The following is a 16783-nucleotide window of genomic DNA, read 5'->3' on the forward strand; positions in this document are numbered from 1 at the left end:
ATCGGGAGATGGACTGGACGTTCTGGGTCGGTGGCGCGGTGATCGTCGCCGCGCTCATCGTCACGCAGGTGTTCCTGCACGAGAGCCGCTGGTCGCGGCGCCCTCGCGCAGACAACGAGGAGAACCCGGGTCCGCCGGTTCGCGAGGATCCGGACGACCGTGGCGGCCCGCCCGGATCGGATGGCGCGCCCGGATCGGACGGCAATTAGCCGCGACCAGCGGCAGCCTGGGCGTCCGCCCACCCGATCTGGGGGCTTCGCCGAGCATCCGGTGGGCGTAGCTTCGGGGTGAGGCGACGATGGACTGGACGTTCTGGGTCGGGGGATTCGTGATCCTCGCACTCTGGGGGATCACCCAGTGGGCATTCTCGTCGCGCCGCCATTCCGAGAAGACGCGCGGACGCGACGTGGAGCAGTCCGACGCCATCGTCGAGTCGGAGCGCCGACGGGAACAGGGCCGATTCTGGTCGGGCTTCGGCGGCTGAATCACCTCCTCGGCGACCACCCGTTCGAGTCCGTCAATCCGGATCCGACTGAGACGGACCACCGGGGGTAGCCTCGACGGGTGACCCCTCGCGATGGCGCCTCGGATGCGGCCCGCACGCAGCTGACCGCGCTCACCGGCCGGCCATGGCTCGCAGAGCGGTGGGCCGACGTGCGCGAGGACGGCGACGAGGGAGCCCGCCCCGCGGCGGTGCTGATCCTCTTCGGCGTGCTCGACGGGCTCCCGAGCGATCACGAGGCGCAGGCCCGCGCGGTCTCCCGCGACCTCGACGTGCTGCTCCTCGCGCGGGCGACCACGCTGCGCTCGCACGCCGGGCAGATCGCGTTCCCTGGAGGCAGGGTCGACGACGGCGACGCCGATCCGATCGATGCGGCACTGCGCGAGGCGCGCGAGGAAACCGGCCTCGACCCGGCCGGGGTCGAGGTGCTCGGCGCACTCGAGGCGATCCCGCTCTCGCGATCGAGTCACCTCGTGACGCCCGTGCTCGCATGGTGGGCCGCGCCGACCGCGGTCGCGCCCGTGGATCACGCCGAATCGTCGGCGGTGTTCCGCATCCCGGTCGCCGACCTGCTCGACCCCGGCAACCGCTGCACGACGGTCATCCGCCGGGACGGGATGGAATGGCGCGGTCCGGCGTTCACGGTGCACGGCGCCGGCGACGAACGGCTGGTGTGGGGCTTCACCGCGATGGTGCTCGACGTGCTCTTCGATGAGCTCGGCTGGACCGAGCCGTGGGACCGCAGCCGCGAGCTCGACCTGCCCCTGCCGCCGCGTCCATAGGGCGGTCGCGCCATCCGCCCGTCGTCGGCGGAGCGTCTACAGGTCGGTCTCGACGGGATCGGCCACGACGAGGTCGGACACGCCCGCGAGGATCTCGTCGGGGCGGAACGGGTACTTCTCGATCTCGGCCTGGTCGCTGATGCCCGTCAGCACGAGCACGGTGTGCAGGCCGGCCTCGATGCCCGCCACGATGTCGGTGTCCATGCGATCGCCGATCATCGCGGTGTTCTCGGAGTGGGCGCCGATCTTGTTCAGCGCCGAACGGAACATCATGGGGTTCGGCTTGCCCACGACGTATGGTTCCTTGCCCGTGGCCTTCGTGATGAGGGCGGCGATCGCGCCGGTCGCGGGCAGCGGGCCCTCGATGCTCGGCCCCGTGGCATCCGGATTGGTCACGATGAACCGCGACCCGTTGCCGATCAGGCGGATCGCCTTGGTGATGGCCTCGAACGAGTAGTTGCGCGTCTCGCCGACGACCACGAAGTCGGGGTCGGTCTCGGTCATGACGAAGCCGGCCTCGTGGAGTGCCGTGAGGATGCCCGCTTCGCCGATGACGAACGCGGTGCCGCCGGGCAGCTGCTGCTTGAGGAAGTCCGCCGTCGCGAGCGCCGAGGTCCAGATGCGGTCCTCGGGCACGTTGAGCCCGCTCGCGCGGAGCCGGGCCGACAGGTCGCGCGCGGTGAAGATGGAGTTGTTCGTGAGCACGAGGTAGGGCGTGCCGGCGTCCTCCCACTGCTGCAGCAGCTTGGCCGCCCCGGGCAGGGCGTGGTTCTCGTGCACGAGCACGCCGTCCATGTCGGTCAGCCAGGCCTCGACCTCTTCACGCTTCGCCATGCGGCCCAGCGTATGGGACGCACATCACAGGCCGATGAACGGCGGATGCCGGTCGGCGCACGCGCGATCGGCGGCGACGGATGTCGCGGCCGCCGCTCGGGCGCACGTCACTCGGGGTGCAGCAGCGACTTCCAGTTCTCGGGCACCCGACCCTCCGGGCCCGGCGCCGGCTGATCCTCGGGCCGCCATCGCGGCGGCGCGAGCGGGACCGGCGTCGCCGCTTCGCCGGCGGCGTAGTCCCAGAACCATTCCTCGTCGGGTTCGAACGACGTGGCGACGGGATGCCCGGTGTCGTGCGCGTGGTGACTCGCATGCTGCCCGACCGACGCGTTGCAGCATCCGACGTGGCCGCACTCGACGCAGCGGCGGAGGTGGAACCACCACCCGTCGGGGGTCGCCAGGCACTCGACGCAGCCCGTGCCCGACGGCGGCGGCGCGACCCGGGTCATGCGAACACCTCCATCGCGGCGAGCGCACGGTGCACCGAGGCGACCGCGCTCGAACCCTCGCCGACCGCGGCGGCCACGCGTTTCATGGAGCCGCGGCGCACGTCGCCCGCGGCGAACACGCGTGGCACCGAGGTCTCGAACGGCAGCGGCATGCGGTCCAGCTCGCGCCAGTCGTCGCCGAGCGCGAGCACGTCGGCGCCCGTGTGCACGAACCCGGTCGGATCGCGTTCGAGGTCGACCAGCCAGTCGGTCGCGGGCACCGCGCCGATGAAGCAGAACAGTGCCGTGCCGTCGACGACCTCCTCGCCGGCGGGGCCGCGGAGCGTGACGCGCTCGAGCCGGTCGCCGCCGTGCAGCCCCGCGACCTCGGTCGCGGTGCGGACCTCGATGCGCGAGTCGTCGCGGATCCGGTCGACGAGGTAGCTGGACATGCGCTCGGACATGTCGCCCGACCGGATGACCAGCCGAACGTGGCATCCCTTGCCGGCGAGCCCGAGCGCGGCCTGTCCGGCCGAGTTCGCGCCGCCGACCACGACCACGTCCTCGCCGGCGACCTGACGCAGTTCGAGCTCGGATGCCGCGTGATGGATGCCGTGGCCCTCGAACTCGTCCCAGCGATCGAGGGGCAGGCCGCGGTACGCGACGCCGGTCGTGACGACGACGGCGCGCGCCCGCACGATCTTGCCGTCGGCGAGGAGCAGCCGGTGCACGCCGGTCTCGGCGTCCAGTCGGACCACCGGGCACGGTGCGGCGATGCGCACGCCGAACTTGAACGCCTGCAGCGACGCCTGCGAGGTGAGCGCGTCGCCGCTCACCCCGAACGGGAAGCCGAGGTAGTTCTCGATGCGGGACGTGGTCGCCGACTGGCCGCCCGGTGCGACGGCGTCGAGCAGCACGGTGCGCAGGCCCTCGGAGGCGCCGTAGATCGCGGCCGCCAGGCCGGCGGGTCCGGCGCCGACCACGGCGAGGTCGAACTCGATGTCGTCCTCGGAGGCGTAGGCGAGGCCGAGCAGCTCGGCGAGCTGACCCGGCGTGGCATTGCGCACGATCTCGCCCTGCACGATCGCGATCGGGATGTCCTCGCGCGTGTAGCCGTGCCCCCAGACGTTGTGGTCGAGGTTCGGATCGTCGACGTCGACGAAGGTGTGCACGAGCTCGAGCCGCTCGGCGTAGCGTCGCAGCGCGGTGGACTCGGCCGAGCTGGAGGAGCCGACGATCTTGAGCGTCCACGCGGCCGGCCCCTGCCGGAGCATCTCGCGGCGCGCCCAGAGCGTGCGCAGCATGAGGTCGCACAGCTCGTCGTCCTCGGCCATCATCCGCTGGAGCGAGTCGTGGTCGATGCGAAGGATGCGGCCCGGGCCCATCGCGCGTGCCGTGAGGAAGGCGCGCTGGCCGTTGAGCAGGCCGAGCTCGCCGACGAAGGTCCGTGGGCCGAGCACCGCGAGCTGCTCCTCCTCGGTCCACCAGAGCGCTTCGCGCACCACCTCGACCTCGCCGGTCTCGACGAGGATGAGGTCGTAGCTGCGGTCGCCGGCTCGGAAGAGCACCTGGCCCGCGTCGGTCTGCTGGGGCGTGCCGTAGCCGCGCAATCGGTCCCACTGCGCATCAGTGAGTTCGGGAGTGATCTTCTCGCCCGCGTGGTGGCCCATCCCATCATCCTCGCCGACGGATGGCGCGAACGGGAGGGTTTCGGGCGAGCGTTCGCTGACGGCTCAGGCGGAGACCCAGATGCCGGCGGCCGCGTCGCGCGGGATGGCGCGGCGGTCGTCGCCGATCATCACCGCGACGGATGCCGCGTCCGCGCCATCCGCGACCCGCAGTTCGCTGCCCGGGCCCACGCCCGCACCGTCGAGCTCGCGCAGCACCGCGGGGTCGCGGTCGCTGATGCGGATGACGCGGCCGACGTGGCCCGCGGGCGCCTCGTCGAGCCGCACCGCCGGCTCGGACACGAGCGTGCCGTCGGCGCGCGGGATCGCGTCGCCGTGGGGGTCGCGCGCCGGACGTCCGAGTCGTTCGTCGATGGCCTCGAGCAACCGGTCGGAGAGCGCGTGCTCGAGGATCTCGGCCTCGTCGTGGACCTCGTCCCACGCGTAGCCCATCTCGCGGACGAGCCAGGTCTCGATGAGCCGGTGCCGCCGCACGACGGCGAGCGCGCGCGTGCGTCCGGCGTCGGTGAGCCGGATGGCGCCGTACGGCACGTGCTGCACGAGCCCCTGCCCGGCCATCTTCTTCACCATCTCGGTGACCGAGGACGGCGCGACGCCGAGGGCGGCAGCGAGGCCCGACGGCGTGATCGCGTCGGGCTGCCACTCGGTGTGGGCGTACACCGTCTTGAGGTAGTCCTCGACGGCGGGGCTCTGGGTCGCGGGCATCGGGCCCACCCTACCCGCGTCCACCGGGGTCGACCCGGCCTCAGGCGCCCGTGAACACCAGCCAGAGCAGCACGGCGTTGAGGGTGATGAGGAAGATCGAGGCGGCGATGCCTGCCGCGGTGGTCGCCCAGTGGTTGCGCCAGCGGCCGAGCACGCCGGACCGTGCGGTGAGCGCGACGAGCGGCACGAGCGCGAACGGGATGCCGAACGAGAGCACGACCTGGCTGAGCACGAGCGAGAGCGTCGGGTCGAACCCGGCCCACAGCACCGCGAGCGCCGGGATGAGCGTGATGAGCCGGCGTACCAGCAGGGGGATGCGCACGTGCAGCAGGCCCTGCATGATCTCGGCACCCGCGTAGGCACCGACCGAGGTCGAGGCGAGGCCGGATGCGAGCAGGCCCACCGCGAAGAGCGTCGCGATCACGGGCCCGAGCGAGACGTACAGCGCGGCGTATGCGCCCTCGAGGCTGTCGGTGCCCTCGACGCCGGCCAGGTTGACGGCCGCGAGCAGCAGGATGCAGAGGTTCACGGTGCCGGCGATGGCCATCGCGATCGAGACGTCCCAGCGCGTGGCACGCACGAGGCGATCGGTGGGCAGGGTCGTCGCGGTGCCCGGCTCGCCGCCGCGCACCCGGGCGAGGTCGCCGCTCCCCTCGCGCACCACGAGTCGCGCGAACCCGCGACGCACCGCGCCGCCTGAGGCCGCGGCCGCGATCTCCGGGTCCACCCCTGCGGTCACGGGATCCTCGGCCGAGACGCGCGAGCCGCCGAGCGACTGCCGCATCACGAACCGGTCGCGGCTGAGCGCCGAGTGCGCGTAGATCGCGTGGGGCATGATCGTCGCGCCGAGGATCGACGCGGCGAGGAGGACCGAGTTGGCGTCCTCGAATCGCGGCACGAGCCCGGCGACCAGCTCGGCCGGATCGGGTGGGGCGATGAAGACGCCGACCGAGAAGCCGATCGCGATGATCACGAGCAGTCCCATGATCACGAACTCGAACGTGCGCGGCCCGCGCTTGGACTGCAGCACGAGCAGCACGATAGAGACCGTGCCGGTGATGAGTCCGCCCCAGATGAGTGGGATGCCGAACAGCAGGTTGAGCGCGACCGCACCGCCGATGACCTCGGCGAGGTCGGTCGCCATCGCGACGAGCTCGGCCTGCAGCCAGTACGCGCGGCGTCCCCACCGGTTGCGCATACGCCGGCCGAGCACCTCGGGCAGGCTCTCGCCCGTGACGATGCCGAGCTTGGCCGACAGGTACTGGATGAGCCACGCCATCACGTTGCCGAGCACGACCACCCACACGAGCAGGTAGCCGTACTGCGCGCCCGCCGTCATGTTGCTCGCGACGTTGCCCGGGTCGAGGTAGGCGACGCCCGCGACGAGCGCGGGCCCGATGAGCCAGGCGAGCCGGCCGACCGAGGCGGGCGGTGTCACCCGCTCGGTGCGATCGATCGGCGGCGTGGTCGCGACATCCGTGTCGGCTTTCGGCATACCGAAATCGTAGCGGGTTTTCGGCGCACCGAAAGGATGTTGCGAGTGTGCCTCGCGAGCGCCGCGCGGCGGCTAGCGTGGGGGCGTGGGAGACGATCGACCGGATGGCGCCGCCGCGCCCGGGGCCCCTGACCCGGCCCCGCACGCCGAACCCGAACTGCCGCAGCACGGCGTCGGCCCGTGGCCCGGCGGCCGCGCGGCCTGGCCCGACGATCCGCGCTACGACCCCGAGCTGCTCGCGCACGGCGACCGTCGCAACGTCGTCGACCGGTATCGGTACTGGGGCCTCGAGGCGATCGTCGCCGACCTCGACGAGCGGCGCCATCCGTTCCACGTCGCCATCGAGAACTGGCAGCACGACCTGAACATCGGCTCGATCGTGCGCACGGCGAACGCCTTCGCCGCCGAGACCGTGCACATCATCGGGCGCCGTCGCTGGAACCGCCGAGGCGCGATGGTGACCGATCGCTACCAGCACCTGGTGCATCATCCGGACGTCTCCGACTTCGTCGCCTGGGCGCACGCCGAGGGCCTCCCGATCATCGCGGTCGACAACGTCGAGGGCGCCCGGCCCGTCGACCTCGCCGACCTTCCGGAGCGCTGCGTGCTGCTCTTCGGCCAAGAGGGGCCCGGACTCAGCGACGAGGCCCTGGCCGCTGCCGACTCGATCGTCGAGATCACGCAGTACGGTTCGACGCGCTCGATGAACGCGAGCGCAGCGGCGGCGATCGTGATGCACGAGTGGGCGCGCCGTCACGCGCGGGCCTGATCGTGTTGTCCACGCGGCCAAGAGCGGTACGATGAGCGAATGGCCACCCGATTGGATCCCGCCGAGCGACGCGAGCAGATCCTCGACGCGACGCTCCGGCTCGTCGCGCGCGACGGCTTCGCCGGCGTCACGCTCCGCGACGTGGCCGCCGAGGTCGGTGTCGTGCACGGACTGATCCGGCACTACTTCGCGACGCGCGAGCAGCTCGTCGCGGCGGCCTTCGACGCGGCCGTGCTCGCCGAGTCCGTCCAGGACGACGAGCTCGCCGAGCGGCTCGAACCCGTCGCCGCGCTCGCCGACTGGCTGAGCACGACGCCGCGCGAGCACTACCTCGTCTGGATCGACGCGTGGAGCGAAGCCCCGCGCAACGCCGAGCTGCATGCGGCGCTCACGCGTCACCACCGCGACTCCGATCTCCGGCTGGCCAGGATCATCGAGCGCAACGTGGCCGCCGGGGCCGCCTCGAGCGACGATCCCGAGGCCGACGCCCGCATGCTCACCGCGCTCGTCGACGGTGTCGCGGTGCAGCACCATGCCCTGGGCCTCATCGACGAGGCCGAGGCCGATCGCATCGTCTTCGCCGCCGCCGAGGCGCGTCTCGCCATGCAACCGGGCTCGCTGGCCCGCACGCGGCCCACGCCGACGCGCGGGCAATGGGCCGCCGCTCACTGACGACACTGGGAGACTGGACGCGTGCCGGTCATCGACAACGCCGTCTACCGCGACGGACGCCGCGTCGCGAGTCCCGCGACGCTCGAGGAGAGCTTCGAGCTCCGCGAGCGGCACGGCGGGTTCTCCTGGATCGGCCTCTACCGTCCGACGGCCGAGGAGCTCGACGCCGTCGCGAACGAGTTCTCGCTCCACCATCTCGCCGTCGAGGACGCCCGCAAGGGCCACCAGCGCGCGAAGCTCGAACGGTACGGCGACACGCTGTTCGTGGTGCTGAGGCCGGCGCGCTACCTCGACGCGACCGAGGAGGTCGAGTTCGGCGAGGTCCACCTCTTCGTCGGCCGCGACTTCGCCATCACCATCCGGCGGGCCGAGTCGCCGAACCTCTCGCGCGTCCGGAAGCGGCTGGAATCCACGCCCGACCTGCTCGCGCGCGGCTCCGAGGCCGTGCTCTACGCGGTGCTCGACGAGGTCGTCGACGAGTACGCTCCCGTGCTCGCCGGGCTCGAGAACGACATCGACGAGATCGAGGAGGAGCTCTTCGACGGCGATCCGCAGGTCACCCGCCGCATCTACGACCTCGCCTCCGAGGTCATGGAGTTCCAGCGCGCCACCCGCCCGCTCGTCGACATGGTGCAGGCGATCGAGCGCGGCTTCGAGAAGTACCAGGTCGACCTCGAGCTGCAGCGCTACCTCCGCGACGTGCTCGACCACGTCATCCGGGTCGTCGAGCGCGGCGACGGGTTCCGCCAGCTCCTGCAGAACGCGCTCGCCGTGCACTCGACGCTCGTCACGCAGCGGCAGAACGACGAGATGCAGCAGCTGACCCAGACCAGCCTCACGCAGAGCGAGGAGGTCAAGAAGATCTCCAGCTGGGCGGCGATCATCTTCGCGCCCACGCTCATCGGCACCGTCTACGGCATGAACTTCACCGACATGCCCGAGCTGGACCATCCGCTCGGATATCCGTTCGCACTCGCCGCGATGGTGCTGTTCGGCGTCACGCTCTACGTGATCTTCAAGCGCCGCAACTGGCTCTAGGGCTCGCGCGCCGCGCCGGGTAGCGTGGCCGCATGACCGAGATCACCGACGATCTGCCCGCCCGCCTGCTGCACGAGGAGCATGCCGGATGGCGCGCCATCCTCGCCGGACGCGGCGGCACCCACTACGCCCGCGCGATGACGCGCGACGCGCTCATGATCGTCGAGGGCGCGGTGCTCGGTCGAGACGACGTGATGGGCGCCTTCGCGAGCGCCGCGCCATGGGACGCGTACGAGATCCACGAGCCCGCCGTCGTGCGCCTCGGCGACCACGCCGGCATCCTCGCGTACCGCGCCGTCGCCCGTCGAGGCGACGACGTCGCGAACCTTCGGATGTCGACGACCTACCTCTACGACGACGGCGCGTGGCACGTGGCGGCGCACCAGCAGACGCCCGCCTAGCGGCATCCGCCGGCTCGCCATCACCCGATCAGGCTCGGCTGCAGGTCGCGCAGGGTGCGGAAGTGCGTCATGCGCGTGACGCCGATCGCCGCGACCACGAATGCCGCGCCGAGCCACGCCACGAGCACCAGCGAGTCGGCTCCGGCCCGGCCGAGGTCGCCGCCGTACATGACCTGCCGCATCGCGTCGACCACGTACCCCATGGGCAGCACCTGGTGCAGCGCCGCGAGCGGTGCGGGCAGGGTCTGCCACGGGAACGTGCCGCCGGCCGTGACCAGCTGCAGCACCATGAGCACGAGGCCGAGGAACTGCCCGACCGAGCCGAGCCACACGTTGAGGGCGAGGATGATCGCGGCGTACGTCGCCGACGCGAGCAGCATCACGCCGAGGGTGGCGACAGGATGGCTCATGGGAAACCCGAGCGTGACGGCGAGCACCAGGAACAGCGCCCCCATCTGCACCGCGCCGAGCGCGGCCGGCGTCAACCAGCCCGCGAGCGTGATCCGGACCGGGGAGTGCAGCGCGGTGACCGCACGTCGCGAGACCGGCTTCACGATGAGGAAGAGCGCGTAGATGCCGATCCAGCCCGCGAGTGCGGCGAAGAACGGCGCGAGCCCGGCGCCGTAGCTGCCGGCGCTGGCGACCGAGTCGGTCTCGAGGGCGATGGGATCCGCGATCGTGGACGCCTGCGCGTCGCGCGTGGCCTGGTCGGTGTCGGGAATCGCCGCGGCGCCGTCGGCGAGCCCGTCGTGGAGCTCGCCGGCGCCTGCCTCGAGCTGCGCGAGCCCGGATTCGAGCGCGCCCGCGCCCTCCTGCAGGCGTGCGGCACCGGTCGACAGTCGTGCCGCGCCGTCCGCCGCGGTCGACGCCCCGGCCGCGAGCTCTGCGCTGCCGTCGGCCACGCGACGACTGCCGTCGGCGAGCCGGTCGATGTCGCCGACGACCTCGTGCACCCGCTCGTTCCCCGTCGCCACGCGTTCGCCGAGGGGATCGAGGCGGGCGAGCACGGCATCGATCGTCGCCGGGTCGACGCCCCGGGCCGCGAGCTCGTCGGCGACCGCGTGGCGCGCCTCGGGCACCGCCGACGCGGCCTCGTCGACGGCGGCGCCCACGAGGTCGGCGGATGCCGCGAGTTGCGCGTTCCCGTCGGCGACCTGGGCCGCTCCGCCCGCGAGCTCGGCCGACCCGTCCGCGAGCCGGGCGGTGCCGTCGGCCAGCTCAGCCGATCCGGCGGCCAGGCGTCGGGCGCCGTCGGTGAGGCGCGCGGCGCCGTCCGTCGCGGTCGCCGCGCCGTCCGCGAGTCGCGACGCGCCGTCGGCCGCGTCGACGAGTGCGCCCCGGATCTCGTGGATCGAGTCGAGCAGCATCGACGCCGCCTCCCGGCCGACCTGCTCGGCGACCGCGGCGCGGATCCGCTCGACCGCCTGCTCCCCGATCGTCCCGGCGAGGGTGCTGGTCGCGTCGTTCGTCGAGAGGACGATCTCGGCCTGGTGCGGGTCGTCGCCCTCGAGCGAGGCGAGCGCCGCCGAGAACTCGGCGGGCAGCGTGATGGCGAAGTCGTACGTCGCGTCGTCGAGGCCGGCCGCGGCCTCGTCCGATGAGACGCGATGCCAGTCGAAGGCGGCGTCCTCCACGAGCTGGTCGGCGACCTCGTCGCCGATGTTCCGGGCGGCCTCGCCGTCGGCGGCGATCGCGCCCTCGTCCTCGACCACGAGGGCGACGGGCACGTCGGGGAACCTGGCGTACGGATCCTGGTTCGCCCACAGGTACAACCCGCCGTAGAGCACGGGCACGGCCAGGAGTGCGAGCAGGGCGAGCACCGACATCCGCGTCGAGGTCAGGCGGCGCAGCTCGGCGGCGATCGTCTGCGGCAGCTTCACGCGAGGCCCCCTGCCGCGAGCGCGGACTCGTCGTCCTCGTCCGCGAGGTCGGCGCCGTGCAGCCGGTCGAGCAGGTCGGATGCGGCGATGGCCGCGGCCGAGGCGTCGCCGGCGATCACGAGCACCGCGACGCCGCGGTCGGCCAGTCGCTGCGCCATCCGCCACCACTCGTCGGGCGGTCCGCCATGGCGGTCGGGCGAGACGATGACGAGGCCCTCGACTCCGTCGCGCAGCAGCGCGAGCTCCGTGAGCATCCGCAGGCGCGGTTCGGGGTCGACGTTCGCGATGGGCGTGCGCGCGAGGTTCGCGAGCCCGAACTGGTCGAGCCGGCGGGCCACCGACACGGGATTCGACGGGACGCCGGCGAACATGAGCTCCTCGGCCGCGACGCCCGCGACCGTCACGTTCGGCGCCGGATCGGAGACGTCGGGCGCGTCGACGAGCGCGACGCGGCGGCGGAGTCCCGCGGCATCCGTTCGACCGTCGATCTCGACGGCGCCGGCGTCGGGTCGCATCCGGCCCGACGCGAGCAGGCCGAGCACGGTCGGCCGCTGCTGGGTCTCGGCGGTCGCGAGCGTCGCGCGGCCCGATTCGAACGCGATGGTGGTGGCGGGCAGGGCGCGGCCCCGGCGTCCTTTCGAGACGCCGTGGAGTTCGATCCTCATGGTTCCTCGACGAGTTCCGGGGTGGTGGCGATGAGCCGGTCGGCCTCGCGCCAGGACAGGCCTGCCGTGCCGAGCACGGCGAGCATGACGAGCCGGCGACCCTCGGCGTCGGGCAGGTCGTGGCGCGCGGCCTCGGCGAGCACGCTGAGCGCCGATTCCTCGATCAGGCGTGCGAGCACGGGCGGGCGGATGTCGCCGCGCACCGTTCCATCGGCGACGCCGCGCGCGACGAACTCGGCGAGCCGATCGCGCACGGGGGCGAGGGCCTGGGCGGCGCGCTCGACGTACGGCTGCCGCAGCGCCACCTGCGCGAGGAGGCGCACGTGCTCGATCGCATCCCACAGGCGCGCACCGAGCAGCGCGATCGCGGCGGGCGCGTCGGCGTGGTCGGTCGCGCTCGCGGTCGCGACGAGGCGATGCGCGCCGCGTTGGATGAGCGCGACGATGAGCTCGTCGCGGTTGGCGAAGTGGCCGTAGAGCGCGCGGCGGCTGAGGCCCGCGTCGGCGGCGATGGTCTCGAGCGAGGCATCGGGCGATGCGGCGAGCGCGGTGACGGCGGCGGTGAGCAGGGATTCGCGGTTCTCCGCCGCGTCCCGACGTCGAGCGCGACGGCCCGCGTCGGCGACGGACGGCATGCGATGATCCTACGCGGAAATTGCACAGCGGTGTGCAAGTTCGCACGAACGCGCAGCCGACTCCCAGCGAGGCTCGTGACGCAGGGCCGCGGGGGCGGCGGGGCCGCTACTGCAGCGCCGACGTCAGGCGCGCGATCCCGTCGAGGAACGTCGCGCTCGCGGGTTCGCGGTCCCACTCCTCGAGCGTGAGCTCTCGGCCGAGCTCGCGGTACTTCGCCTCGACCTCGCGCATGTCGGCCACGAACGACGCGCCGCGGACGAGCAGGGTGACCTCGAAGTTCAGGGCGAAGGATCGGATGTCCATGTTGCTCGATCCGATGACCGCGACGTCGTCGTCGATCGAGAGGTGCTTCGAGTGCAGGATGTACGGGCCCGGGTAGAGCCAGATGCGCACTCCAGCCTGGAGCAGCGCCCGGTAGTACGAGCGCTGCGCATGCCAGACGCCGCCCTGGTCGCCGATCTCCGAGACGAAGAGCTGGACGTCGAGTCCGCGCAGCTTCGCCGACGTGATCGCGTAGACCATCGCCTCATCGGGCACGAAGTACGGGCTCGTGATGATCACCTGCTCCTGTGCCGAGTTCACGAGGGTGAGGAACTGCCTGAGGTTGTTCTCGATCTCGAACGCAGGTCCGCTCGGGACCACCTGGCAGTCGAGTGCGTCGAGCGACGTGTCGACCGCGATCGCGGTCGCCGGCGTGTTCCACTCCTCTCCGAGCACCTCGCCCGTCTCGGCGTACCAGTCCGAACGGAAGACGGCGTTCAGCTCGGCGACCGCGGGGCCCGTGACGCGCGCGACGAGCTCCTGCCACATCAGCCCCCGCTTGACGTTCTTCGGCGAGTCGTAGGTGCGGTCGATGAGGTTCTGCGATCCCATGTGGCCGACCAGGCCGTCGACCACCACGATCTTGCGGTGATTGCGCAGGTCGGGTCGCTGCCACTCGCCCTTCAGCGGGCGCACCGGCAGCAGGTAGTGCCACTCGACCCCGATGCGGTCGAGCTCCGCGATCGTGGCCTTGTGCAGCGGGACCTTCGCGGACGCGATGTGGTCCATGAGCAGCCGCACCTTGACCCCGCGTCGCACGGCGGCCTCCATCGCCGCGAAGAACCCGCGCGTCGTGTCGTCGAACGCGACGATGAAGAACTCGACATGCACGAAGCGCGTCGCGGTCGCGACATCTGCCGCCATCGCGTCGATCGAGCCCTGGTAGTCGTCGATCAGGGTCGCGCGGTTGCCCGACGTGACGGGGAGTCCGGTGAGTCGCGTGTTCTGGGCGACGGCGGACGCGAACCAGGCCGGCCAGGCTTCGTGGTCGGTCACGAGGTCGAGGCCCTCGGCCCGCTCGGCGATCATCCGGTCGGCCTCCTCCTGTCGCGCCGTCCGCTGCTTCGGGAGCCGGATGTTGCCGATCAGCAGGTACAGCAGGATGCCGACGAACGGGATCAGGAAGATGGCGAGCAGCCACGCCATCGCGGCGGTGGGCTTGCGCTCGCGGGGGATCACGATGAGCGCGATGATGCGGATGATCCAGTCGACGAGGATGAGGATGCCGCCGATGACGGCGGCCCATTCGCCGCCGCTCACGGGCGGGCTCCGGCTCGGGCGCACAGGTGCTCGTTCATCGCCCCTCCCGAGGGTCTGGGAACCGCCGCCGCGGAGTGGACGCGTGCGGCCGATGCCCGAGTATGGCATCGGCCGCGACGCCGCCTCAGGACCTTCGGCTCAGTCGTCGAGCACCTCGGGACGACGCGACCCCCGCAGCGCCGGAGCGGTGAGGGGGTCGCAGGCGGTGTCGGAACCTTCGGCTCAGTCGGTGCCCAGGTCGAACGCGGCGGCCTCGTTCGCGGCATCCGTCGCGGCGTCGAGGTCGGTCTCGGCCTCGCCGGCGAGGATCTGGGCCGACTGGCCCGCGGCGATCTCGCCGACGAGCTGGGCGGTGGCGCCGCCCACGATGCCGAGGTGCGCGTACTGCTCGAGGCGGGCGCGCGAGTCGGCGATGTCGAGGTTGCGCATCGTGAGCTGGCCGATGCGGTCCTCGGGACCGAAGGCCTGGTCGCCGACGCGCTCCATCGACAGCTTGTCGGGGTGGTAGCTGAGCGCCGGTCCGGTGGTGTTCAGGATCGTGTAGTCGTCGCCGCGGCGCAGGCGCAGCGTGACCTCGCCGGTCACGGCCGACCCCACCCAGCGCTGGATCGACTCGCGCAGCATCAGGGACTGCGGGTCGAGCCAGCGGCCCTCGTACATCAGGCGGCCGAGGCGGCGGCCCTCGTTGTGGTAGTTCGCGACCGTGTCCTCGTTGTGGATGGCGTTGAGCAGCCGCTCGTACGTGATGTGGAGCAGCGCCATGCCCGGCGCCTCGTAGATGCCGCGCGACTTGGCCTCGATGATGCGGTTCTCGATCTGGTCGCTCATGCCGAGGCCGTGGCGGCCGCCGATGCGGTTCGCCTGGAGCACGAGCTCGACCGGGTCGTCGAACTCGACGCCGTTGAGCGCGACCGGCCGACCCTGGTCGTAGCGGACGGTGACGTCCTCGGCCTCGATCGCGACCGCGTCGTCCCAGAACCGGACGCCCATGATCGGCTCGACGATCGTGATGCCGGCGTCGAGGTCCTCGAGCTTCTTGGCCTCGTGCGTGGCGCCCCAGATGTTGGCGTCGGTGGAGTACGCCTTCTCGACCGAGGCGCGGTAGGGCAGCTCGCGGGCCTGCATCCACTCGCTCATCTCGGTGCGGCCGCCGAGCTCGGTGACGAACGCGCTGTCGAGCCACGGCTTGTAGATCCGGAGGCGCGGGTTGGCCATGAGGCCGTAGCGGTAGAACCGCTCGATGTCGTTGCCCTTGTAGGTGGAGCCGTCGCCCCAGATGTCGACGCCGTCCTCCATCATGGCGCGCACGAGCAGCGTGCCCGTGACCGCGCGCCCGAGCGGCGTGGTGTTGAAGTACGTCTTGCCGCCGCTGCGGATGTGGAACGCGCCGCACTGCAGGGCGACGAGGCCCTCTTCCACCAGCGCGGTCTTCACGTCGACGAGTCGGCTCAGCTCGGCGCCGTACTCGAGCGCGCGGCCCGGGATCGCCTCGACGTCGGGCTCGTCGGGCTGACCGAGGTCGGCGGTGTAGGTGCAGGGCACGGCGCCCTTCTCACGCATCCACGCGACCGCCACGGAGGTGTCGAGACCTCCCGAGAAGGCGATGCCGACGCGTTCGCCGGCGGGCAGGGAGGTGAGGACCTTCGACATGGCCTCCAGCCTACGGGAGCCGCGGAATGCTCGCGTTCGCGTGACGGTCGGCTCGGTCCAAGCCCATCGAGGTGACGCGAATCGCTGCTCCCGCGGGGAGGAACAGCGATGCGCGTCACCTCGCGGCCGATGGGGCAGCGGCCTCGTCGTCGACCCACTCGAGGAGGTCGCCGGGCTGGCAGCCGAGCACGCGGCACATGGCGTCGAGCGTGCTGAACCGCACGGCCTTCGCGCGACCGTTCTTCAGGACCGCGACGTTCGCCGGGGTGAGCCCGACCCGTTCGGCGAACTCGCCGACGCTCATCTTCCGCTTGGCGAGCTCGACGTCGATGCGCACGACGATCGCCATCAGATGACCTCTTCGAGGTCGCTGCGCATGGCGGCCGCCTGATGCAGGAGGGCACGCAGCACCACCACGACGAGCACGACCACGCCGCCGATGAGCACGAGCCCGGTGAGCACCACGCCATTGCCGGGATCGCGCAGCTCGGGCGTCGTGAGGAAGACGGTCATCAGCCAGGCGGCCACGCCGAAGAGCATGACCCACGCAGCCACGATGGTCCAGGTCATGACGTCGACCCAGGCGAACGACTTCGCGCTGAAGATGCGGTCGGCGCGGATCAGCGAGAGCAGGCGCCAGATGCACACGAGCACCACCTGCACGCAGAGCACCTCGAGGATCGAGAACGCGAGCAGGATCCACGGCACAGGCCCGAGTTCGGGTGCTTCACGTGCCTGTTGCATGAACTCGCCGGGCAGGCTCATCACCTGCGCGACGACCAGTCCGGCGAACACGAGGACGATGAGGATCCGGAGTGGCACGATCACTCGGTTCAGGGAAGTCATGCGTCGAATATCGCGCAGTATCTATCGATTGTCAATCATTAGCGATCGAGAAGCGGATGCTGCACCACAGCGCCAAATCGCAGCGGGAAGTTCTCCACAGCCCCTCCCGCCGTGACTCGGGCGTCAGTAGACTCGCGCGAACCGGCCACCCGCGGCACGACCTGCCGCCTCGTCGCATCCACTGGACGGACCGGCCCGCCGCCGACCGTTT

At 71.6% G+C, this 16783-nt stretch carries 19 protein-coding genes; 7 read left to right on the plus strand and 12 right to left on the minus strand.

Going from position 1 to position 16783, the window contains the following annotated elements; translation table 11 throughout:
• Window positions 1-8: 8 nt before the first annotated feature.
• From BLT99_RS15775 to BLT99_RS15785, 3 genes are all read left to right on the plus strand, one after another.
• Window positions 9-209: a hypothetical protein gene (locus tag BLT99_RS15775; protein ID WP_092674573.1), complete on the plus strand. Its 201-nt coding sequence runs from the start codon at window positions 9-11 to the stop codon at window positions 207-209.
• A gap of 89 nt (window positions 210-298) precedes the next feature.
• Window positions 299-484: a hypothetical protein gene (locus BLT99_RS15780; protein ID WP_092674576.1), complete on the plus strand. Its 186-nt coding sequence runs from the start codon at window positions 299-301 to the stop codon at window positions 482-484.
• Between the two features lie 80 nt (window positions 485-564).
• Window positions 565-1284, plus strand: a complete 720-nt coding sequence (locus tag BLT99_RS15785; protein ID WP_092674579.1) for an NUDIX hydrolase — start codon at window positions 565-567, stop codon at window positions 1282-1284.
• A 36-nt stretch (window positions 1285-1320) separates the two neighbouring features.
• Here BLT99_RS15785 and BLT99_RS15790 read toward each other — a convergent pair whose 3' ends face one another.
• The 5 genes from BLT99_RS15790 to BLT99_RS15810 form a co-directional block, all read right to left on the minus strand.
• The gene (locus BLT99_RS15790) at window positions 1321-2118 is read right to left on the minus strand and encodes an HAD-IIA family hydrolase (RefSeq protein ID WP_092674582.1); all 798 of its coding nucleotides are present in this window, start codon (window positions 2116-2118) and stop codon (window positions 1321-1323) included.
• Between the two features lie 107 nt (window positions 2119-2225).
• Window positions 2226-2567, minus strand: coding sequence for a UBP-type zinc finger domain-containing protein (locus BLT99_RS15795; RefSeq protein WP_092674585.1), 342 nt, complete (start codon window positions 2565-2567; stop codon window positions 2226-2228).
• A complete protein-coding gene (locus tag BLT99_RS15800; RefSeq protein ID WP_092674588.1) occupies window positions 2564-4216 on the minus strand; it encodes an FAD-dependent oxidoreductase in 1653 nt (550 codons plus the stop codon). The genes BLT99_RS15795 and BLT99_RS15800 overlap by 4 nt, the downstream gene beginning before the upstream one ends.
• 63 nt (window positions 4217-4279) lie before the next feature.
• A complete protein-coding gene (locus BLT99_RS15805; protein WP_092674591.1) occupies window positions 4280-4939 on the minus strand; it encodes a metal-dependent transcriptional regulator in 660 nt (219 codons plus the stop codon).
• A 40-nt stretch (window positions 4940-4979) separates the two neighbouring features.
• Window positions 4980-6434 carry an Nramp family divalent metal transporter gene (locus tag BLT99_RS15810; RefSeq protein WP_092674594.1) on the minus strand — a complete coding sequence of 485 codons (1455 nt, stop codon included), beginning with the start codon at window positions 6432-6434 and terminating at the stop codon, window positions 4980-4982.
• Window positions 6435-6519: 85 nt separating this feature from the next.
• Between BLT99_RS15810 and BLT99_RS15815 the strand changes: the two genes are divergently transcribed.
• The 4 genes from BLT99_RS15815 to BLT99_RS15830 are packed head-to-tail and all read left to right on the plus strand — an operon-like array spanning window position 6520 to window position 9314.
• Window positions 6520-7203 carry a TrmH family RNA methyltransferase gene (locus BLT99_RS15815; protein ID WP_092674597.1) on the plus strand — a complete coding sequence of 228 codons (684 nt, stop codon included), beginning with the start codon at window positions 6520-6522 and terminating at the stop codon, window positions 7201-7203.
• Between the two features lie 39 nt (window positions 7204-7242).
• Window positions 7243-7875, plus strand: coding sequence for a TetR/AcrR family transcriptional regulator (locus BLT99_RS15820; RefSeq protein ID WP_092674600.1), 633 nt, complete (start codon window positions 7243-7245; stop codon window positions 7873-7875).
• 21 nt (window positions 7876-7896) lie between these two features.
• Window positions 7897-8913, plus strand: coding sequence for a magnesium and cobalt transport protein CorA (locus tag BLT99_RS15825; RefSeq protein ID WP_092674603.1), 1017 nt, complete (start codon window positions 7897-7899; stop codon window positions 8911-8913).
• 32 nt (window positions 8914-8945) lie between these two features.
• Window positions 8946-9314, plus strand: a complete 369-nt coding sequence (locus BLT99_RS15830) for a DUF4440 domain-containing protein (protein ID WP_092674606.1) — start codon at window positions 8946-8948, stop codon at window positions 9312-9314.
• Between the two features lie 20 nt (window positions 9315-9334).
• Here the strand turns inward: BLT99_RS15830 and BLT99_RS15835 are convergent, their stop codons facing one another.
• The 7 genes from BLT99_RS15835 to BLT99_RS15865 form a co-directional block, all read right to left on the minus strand.
• Window positions 9335-11194 (minus strand): YhgE/Pip domain-containing protein, encoded by a 1860-nt coding sequence (locus BLT99_RS15835; RefSeq protein WP_092674609.1) that lies wholly within the window; start codon window positions 11192-11194, stop codon window positions 9335-9337.
• Window positions 11191-11859, minus strand: a complete 669-nt coding sequence (locus tag BLT99_RS15840) for a P-loop NTPase family protein (RefSeq protein WP_188434386.1) — start codon at window positions 11857-11859, stop codon at window positions 11191-11193. The genes BLT99_RS15835 and BLT99_RS15840 overlap by 4 nt, the downstream gene beginning before the upstream one ends.
• A complete protein-coding gene (locus BLT99_RS15845) occupies window positions 11856-12494 on the minus strand; it encodes a TetR/AcrR family transcriptional regulator (protein WP_092674612.1) in 639 nt (212 codons plus the stop codon). The genes BLT99_RS15840 and BLT99_RS15845 overlap by 4 nt, the downstream gene beginning before the upstream one ends.
• A 106-nt stretch (window positions 12495-12600) precedes the next feature.
• Entirely contained in the window at window positions 12601-14076 is a 1476-nt protein-coding gene (cls, locus tag BLT99_RS15850; RefSeq protein ID WP_229724536.1) for a cardiolipin synthase, read from the minus strand.
• A gap of 222 nt (window positions 14077-14298) precedes the next feature.
• Window positions 14299-15726 carry an argininosuccinate synthase gene (gene argG / locus BLT99_RS15855; protein ID WP_092674618.1) on the minus strand — a complete coding sequence of 476 codons (1428 nt, stop codon included), beginning with the start codon at window positions 15724-15726 and terminating at the stop codon, window positions 14299-14301.
• 115 nt (window positions 15727-15841) lie between these two features.
• The gene (locus tag BLT99_RS15860; protein WP_092674621.1) at window positions 15842-16075 is read right to left on the minus strand and encodes a helix-turn-helix domain-containing protein; all 234 of its coding nucleotides are present in this window, start codon (window positions 16073-16075) and stop codon (window positions 15842-15844) included.
• Window positions 16075-16572, minus strand: coding sequence for a DUF2975 domain-containing protein (locus tag BLT99_RS15865; RefSeq protein ID WP_092674624.1), 498 nt, complete (start codon window positions 16570-16572; stop codon window positions 16075-16077). Before BLT99_RS15865 ends, BLT99_RS15860 begins: the two co-directional genes overlap by 1 nt.
• Window positions 16573-16783 lie beyond the last annotated feature (211 nt).

The sequence above is a fragment of the Agromyces flavus genome, assembly GCF_900104685.1.
Lineage (GTDB): Bacteria > Actinomycetota > Actinomycetes > Actinomycetales > Microbacteriaceae > Agromyces > Agromyces flavus.

Excerpts from the sequence above, each read along its gene's own strand:
- BLT99_RS15830 (WP_092674606.1), top strand. The coding sequence starts at position 8,946 with ATGACCGAGATCACCGACGATCTGCCCGCCCGCCTGCTGCACGAGGAG.
- BLT99_RS15865 (WP_092674624.1), bottom strand. The coding sequence starts at position 16,572 with ATGACTTCCCTGAACCGAGTGATCGTGCCACTCCGGATCCTCATCGTC.
- BLT99_RS15845 (WP_092674612.1), bottom strand. The coding sequence starts at position 12,494 with ATGCCGTCCGTCGCCGACGCGGGCCGTCGCGCTCGACGTCGGGACGCG.
- BLT99_RS15795 (WP_092674585.1), bottom strand. The coding sequence starts at position 2,567 with ATGACCCGGGTCGCGCCGCCGCCGTCGGGCACGGGCTGCGTCGAGTGC.
- BLT99_RS15800 (WP_092674588.1), bottom strand. The coding sequence starts at position 4,216 with ATGGGCCACCACGCGGGCGAGAAGATCACTCCCGAACTCACTGATGCG.
- BLT99_RS15810 (WP_092674594.1), bottom strand. The coding sequence starts at position 6,434 with ATGCCGAAAGCCGACACGGATGTCGCGACCACGCCGCCGATCGATCGC.
- argG (WP_092674618.1), bottom strand. The coding sequence starts at position 15,726 with ATGTCGAAGGTCCTCACCTCCCTGCCCGCCGGCGAACGCGTCGGCATC.
- BLT99_RS15780 (WP_092674576.1), top strand. The coding sequence starts at position 299 with ATGGACTGGACGTTCTGGGTCGGGGGATTCGTGATCCTCGCACTCTGG.
- BLT99_RS15775 (WP_092674573.1), top strand. The coding sequence starts at position 9 with ATGGACTGGACGTTCTGGGTCGGTGGCGCGGTGATCGTCGCCGCGCTC.
- BLT99_RS15860 (WP_092674621.1), bottom strand. The coding sequence starts at position 16,075 with ATGGCGATCGTCGTGCGCATCGACGTCGAGCTCGCCAAGCGGAAGATG.
- BLT99_RS15820 (WP_092674600.1), top strand. The coding sequence starts at position 7,243 with ATGGCCACCCGATTGGATCCCGCCGAGCGACGCGAGCAGATCCTCGAC.
- BLT99_RS15840 (WP_188434386.1), bottom strand. The coding sequence starts at position 11,859 with ATGAGGATCGAACTCCACGGCGTCTCGAAAGGACGCCGGGGCCGCGCC.
- BLT99_RS15790 (WP_092674582.1), bottom strand. The coding sequence starts at position 2,118 with ATGGCGAAGCGTGAAGAGGTCGAGGCCTGGCTGACCGACATGGACGGC.
- BLT99_RS15805 (WP_092674591.1), bottom strand. The coding sequence starts at position 4,939 with ATGCCCGCGACCCAGAGCCCCGCCGTCGAGGACTACCTCAAGACGGTG.